The 4083-nt window shown below is 65.9% G+C and carries 5 protein-coding genes; all 5 read left to right on the forward strand.

All coding sequences use genetic code 11. The annotated features are described in order from the left end of the window. The coding region (locus ENN83_RS12570; protein WP_414707662.1) for an efflux RND transporter periplasmic adaptor subunit at positions 1 to 540 on the forward strand (540 nt) is incomplete at its 5' end. Positions 541 to 700: 160 nt separating this feature from the next. Then, a complete protein-coding gene (locus tag ENN83_RS12575) occupies positions 701 to 1444 on the forward strand; it encodes a phosphoadenylyl-sulfate reductase (RefSeq protein WP_287187488.1) in 744 nt (247 codons plus the stop codon). A gap of 155 nt (positions 1445 to 1599) precedes the next feature. Next, positions 1600 to 2919 (forward strand): NAD(P)/FAD-dependent oxidoreductase, encoded by a 1320-nt coding sequence (locus ENN83_RS12580; protein WP_287187489.1) that lies wholly within the window; start codon positions 1600 to 1602, stop codon positions 2917 to 2919. Positions 2920 to 2931: 12 nt separating this feature from the next. Continuing rightward, complete coding sequence (locus ENN83_RS12585) at positions 2932 to 3291, forward strand: DUF5368 domain-containing protein (RefSeq protein WP_287187491.1); 360 nt, start codon at positions 2932 to 2934, stop codon at positions 3289 to 3291. A gap of 19 nt (positions 3292 to 3310) precedes the next feature. Then, positions 3311 to 4083, forward strand: a 773-nt coding sequence (locus tag ENN83_RS12590; protein WP_287187493.1) for an SLAC1 anion channel family protein, incomplete at its 3' end; no start/stop codon positions are given.

The following is a 4083-nucleotide window of genomic DNA, read 5'->3' on the forward strand; positions in this document are numbered from 1 at the left end:
GTCACCATCGGCACGCGGCTTCTGTCGGTCGGGCGGCCCGACGACCTGGAAATCGTGGCGGACCTTCTGTCCTCGGACGCGGTGCGGCTGCAACCCGGCGCGCGGGCAATGGTCGAGCGCTGGGGCGGCGGCGCGACGCTGGAGGCCCGGCTGCGCAAGGTCGAGCCCGTGGCCCGCACCAAGGTCTCGGCGCTGGGGATCGAGGAACAGCGGGTCGATGCCCGCTTCCACATCCTGACCCCGCCCGAGGACCGCGCCGGACTGGGCGAAGGCTTCGCCGTGTTCCTGCGCATCGTCGAATGGCAAGCCGAGGAGGCGCTTCAGGTGCCGCTTTCGGCGCTGTTCCGCCGCGATGGCGGCTGGGCAGTGTTTGCCGTCGAGAACGCCACCGCGCGGCTGAGCCCGGTCGAGATCGGCCGCCGGGGCGAGAGCATGGCCGAGGTTCTGGACGGGCTCGAGCCGGGGCTTGCGGTCGTGACCCACCCCTCGGACCGGATCGGCGACGGGACGGCGGTCGTGGACCGCGCCACGCTGGAATGACCGCCAAGGCAGGCTTCGATGACAGCGCCGTGACGGCGACCAGCGGGCGATTGTCGCGCGGCTTTCGGCCCCGGATCGCGCCTGTTCCGGGTCTCGTGGCGCTCTGCTATAGGGCGTGCCGGGGGCGTGGCATGCGCCCGGACCGGCGAGGTGTCGCGCGATGATGAACTGGCCCGCGGGCGGGTCCGACCCGCTGCTCGAATCGTTGCAATCCGACCATCTGCCCGATCTGGGCCATGTGGACATGGCGGGCTTGCTGCGCGATCCGCGGCTTGGGCGAATGGCGCTGGTCTCGTCATTCGGGGCGGAAAGTGCAGCGCTGCTGCATTTCGTCACACAGCTTTTCCCCGACATGCCGGTGCTTTTCATCGACACCGGCTGCCATTTCCCCGAGACGCTGGCCTATCGCGACCTGCTGGCCGAACGGCTGCGGCTGAACCTGGTAACCGTCCGGCCCGATCCCGCGACACTGGCCGACGAGGATGCGGACGGGCGGCTGCACGCCCGCGATCCGAACATGTGCTGCACCCTGCGCAAGATCTTTCCGCTGGCCGATGCGCTGGAAGGGTTCGACACCTGGATCTCGGGGCGCAAGCGCTATCAGGGCGCGACAAGGGCCGCCCTGCCCGTGATCGAGCGCGACGGCAGCCATCTCAAGGTGAACCCGCTGGCCTTCTGGACCGAAGCCGATCTGGCCGCCTATTTCCAGGCCCACGACCTGCCCCGCCATCCGCTGGTGGATCGCGGCTATGCCTCGATCGGTTGCGCGCCCTGCACGCGGCCGGTGCGCAATGGCGAGGCGCAGCGCGCCGGGCGCTGGGCCGACAATCCCGACAAGACCGAATGCGGCATCCATCTGGGCCCGGATGGCCGTTTCACGCGCGGCGGCCCCGGCCGGGGCTGAAGCCACGCGGCCGATCACGGCAGGCACCCCGCCTTGCACCCGATCGCGACAGAAACTCTTGGCCGCGGCAAATATGAATCTTTGACACAGCTCCGCCTTGTTGCGTATACACGCGCATACACATGCAAGAACACGAATGTCACAGGAGAAGACCGATGGACCACCCGGATCGAATCGCCGTCTCGCGGCGCGGGTTTCTCGGTATGGCGGCCGGGGGGATGGCACTGGCCGGAACGGGGGCGCCCGCGCGGGCGCAAAAGATCCCCACCTCGGCGCGGATCGTGATCGTGGGAGCCGGCGCGGCCGGGACCGCCATGGCACGCCGCCTTGCCGACCGTCTGGACGGCGCGACCATAACCATCGTCGACGCAAGGAAGCACCACTTCTACCAGCCCGGCTTCACGCTGATCGCGGCGGGGCTGAAACCCGCCAACTACTCGGTATCGACGACCGCGGAATGGCTACCGAAGGGCGTCGAGTGGATCGAGGAGGCCGCCGCCGAGATCGACCCCGAGGCGAACCGGATCGTCACCGCGGGCGGCAAGACAGTCGCCTATGACTTCCTGATCCTCGCCACGGGGCTGAAACTCGACTGGGACGCGGTCGAGGGCTTCGACATGAACCTGGTCGGCACCAACGGGATCGGCGCGGTCTATGCCGGACCGGAACAGGCCGCCGCGACCTGGGGCGCGATGGACCGCTTCACCGACGAGGGCGGCAAGGCCGTGTTCTTCCGCCCCGCGACCGAGATGAAATGCGCGGGCGCACCGCTGAAATACACCTTCCTCACCGACGATTACGCGCGCCGCAAGGGCAGCCGCGGGCGGGTGGAAATCCACTACCACGCCCATGCGGGGACGCTGTTCTCGGTGCCGATCGTGAACGAGAAGGTGCGGATGCTGTTCGACAACCGGGGCGTGAAGACCCAATACAACCACGTCATCAAGGCGATCGACCCGGGGAAGAAGATACTCACCTTCACCACGCCCGAGGGCGATATCGAGACCGATTACGACTTCACCAACGTGATCCCGCCGATGGTGGCCCCCGACGTGCTGCGCAACTCGCCCCTGCCCTGGCAGGGTGGCCCCTGGGTCGACGAGGGCTGGGCCGAGGTGAACCCGGAGACGTTGCGCCATGTCCGCTATCCGAACGTCTTCGCCGTCGGCGATTGCGCGGGCGTGTCCAAGGGCAAGACCGCGGCTTCGGTCAAGTGGCAGGTGCCGGTCGCCGAGGATCACCTGATCGCCGATATCGAGGGCAAACTGAGCCCCGAGACCTATAACGGCTACACCTCCTGTCCGATGATCACCCGGGTCGGCCGAGCGATGCTGATCGAGTTCGACTACAATAACAACCTGGTCGAATCCTTCCCCGGGGTGATCGCGCCGCTGGAGGAATTGTGGATTTCCTGGCTGATGAAGGAGGTGGCGCTGAAAGCCACCTATAACGCGATGCTGCGCGGCAAGGCTTGAGGAGGACGGATCATGAAGGAACTGACTTTCGAAACGTTGATCGCCGTGTTCGAGGAAATGTATGGCCGTTGGTTGTTCTGGACCTTGGTGCTCGTGGCTGCAATTATTACTCTAGCATTCATCTTTGTCCTGATTCGGGACCGCAGCATCGAGGGCCGCTATCTGGCGCGGGCCGAGCTGACGGCGCCAATCGGGGCAATCGCCGCGATCCTGTTCGTGCAGTACATCACGAGTTCGGGCTTCGCTGATATCGGCGGAGCGATCGACGTGGTCGTCGTGCTGACGATCGGGATCGCCGGGGCGGGCGGCCTGACATTCCTGGCCTATGTGGCCCAGGCGTTCATGCGGCGCCCCAAAGAGGACCGATATTGACCCAAGGAGCCAGGCTCAGATGAGCGCAACCGCAGAAAATCCCTTCGGCGCAGACGGCGAGCACAGCCGTCTGGCCCATTACCCGATCACCTTCTACGCCACCGTCATGGGGATGGTGGGGCTCACGCTCGCGCTGCATGCGGGCGAAAGTGCCTATGGGCTGAGAGTTTTCTATTCCCATTACGCACTGCTGGCCTCAGCGGCGCTGTTCGCCGCGGTGACCTTGGGCTATGCGCTGAAACTGCTGACGCATTTCAAGATGGCGGTCTGGGAATGGCACCATCCGGTGCGGCTTGCGTTCTTTCCGACGATCTCGATCTCACTGATCCTGCTGTCGATCGCCACGCTGGGCGAGTACCCGTCGATTGCCGAGCCCTTGTGGATCGCCGGCACGGCGCTGCAGGGGGTGCTGGCGCTTCTGGTGATCTCGGACTGGATCGGGCATCGCGACTTCAAGCCGGGGCACATGAACGCTGCCTTCTTCATTCCGGCGGTCGGCAACATCCTCGTGCCGATCGCGGGGGCGCCGCTGGGCTATATCGACATCTCCTGGCTGTTCTTCTCGGGCGGGCTGTTGCTCTGGATGGTGCTGCTGACGCTGGTGGTGAACCGGCTGATGTTCCACGAACCCCTGCCCGCGCGACTGCAACCGACGCTGGTGATCCTGATCGCTCCGCCCGCGGTGGGGTTCATCGCGTGGATGCGGTTGAACGGCGAGGTGGATCATCTCGCCATGTTCATGATCAACGCGGCATATGTCTTCGCGCTGATCGTGGCGACGCAACTGCCGAA

It is taken from the genome of Rhodovulum sp. (assembly GCF_011048875.1).
Lineage (GTDB): Bacteria > Pseudomonadota > Alphaproteobacteria > Rhodobacterales > Rhodobacteraceae > Rhodovulum > Rhodovulum tesquicola.